General features: G+C 65.6%; 1 protein-coding gene. It reads left to right on the plus strand.

Annotation, left to right across the window (positions count from 1 at the left end):
* Positions 1 to 1,382 (plus strand): AAA family ATPase (locus tag FJD38_RS24385; RefSeq protein WP_048377751.1); only part of this gene is annotated, 1,382 nt, incomplete at both ends.

Below are 1,382 nucleotides of genomic sequence, written 5' to 3' on the forward strand. Positions count from 1 at the left end.
GGCCAGGGTGGCGGCGAAGGCGGGCTGGACGTGGCCAACGTGTTCAAGCCGATGATGGCGCGCGGCGAGCTGAACCTGATCGGCGCCACCACGCTCAACGAGTATCAGAAGTACATCGAGAAGGACGCCGCGCTGGAGCGTCGTTTCCAGCCGGTGATGGTGCCCGAGCCGACGGTAGCGCAGACCATGATGATCCTGCGCGGCCTGCGCGACACCTTCGAGGCGCACCACAAGGTCAGCATCACCGAGGATGCGATCATCGCCGCCGCCGAGTTGTCGGACCGCTACATCACCGCGCGCTTTTTGCCTGACAAGGCCATCGACCTGCTTGACCAGGCGGCCGCACGCGTGAAGCTGTCGGCCACGGCTCGCCCAGTGGCCGTACAAGAGCTGGAGTCCGAACTGCACCAGTTGCGGCGTGAGCAGGACTACATGGCCTCGCGCAAGCAGTACGACAAGGCCGCCGAGCTGGGCAAGCGCATCGAGGCAAAAGAGGCCGAACTCAAGAAGCTCATCGAAGATTGGGAGCGCGAGCGCGCCTCGGGCAGCGCCGAAGTCAAGGCCGAGCATGTCGCGCAGATCGTCTCGCGCCTGACCGGCATTCCGGTCAACGAGCTGACGGTGGAAGAGCGCGAGAAGCTGCTGCATCTGGAGCAGCGGCTGCACGAGCGCCTGGTGGGCCAGGACGAAGCGGTGCGCGCGGTGGCCGATGCCGTGCGGCTGTCGCGGGCGGGCCTGCGCGAAGGCGGCAAGCCGGTGGCGACTTTTCTGTTCCTCGGGCCGACCGGCGTGGGCAAGACCGAGCTCGCCAAGGCGCTGGCCGAGTCCATCTATGGCGATGAAGGTGCGCTGCTGCGCATCGACATGTCCGAGTACGGGGAACGCCATACCGTGGCACGCCTGGTGGGGGCGCCTCCGGGTTACGTCGGCTACGACGAGGGTGGCCAGCTCACCGAGAAGGTGCGGCGCAAACCCTACAGCGTGTTGCTGCTGGACGAGATCGAGAAGGCTCACCCCGACGTCTACAACATCCTGCTGCAGGTGTTCGACGACGGGCGGCTCACCGACGGCAAGGGCCGGGTGGTGGATTTCACCAATACCATCATCATCGCCACCTCGAACTTGGGCTCGGACATCATCCAGCGTCGGCTGAAGGCCCGTGGCGCCGCCGGCGAGGAATACGAGAAGACCAAGGGCGAGGTGATGGACGTGCTGCGCGGACACTTCCGCCCCGAGTTCCTCAACCGCATCGACGAGATCATCGTCTTCCATGCGCTGGGCAAGGAGGAGATCCGCCATATCGTCGGCCTGCAGCTCGATCGTGTGGCCCGCAACGCCGCCAGCCAGGGCGTGACGCTGACCTTCGATCAGACCTTGATCGA

The sequence above is a fragment of the Pseudomonas saxonica genome, from assembly GCF_007858365.1.
GTDB classification, from domain to species: domain Bacteria; phylum Pseudomonadota; class Gammaproteobacteria; order Pseudomonadales; family Pseudomonadaceae; genus Aquipseudomonas; species Aquipseudomonas saxonica.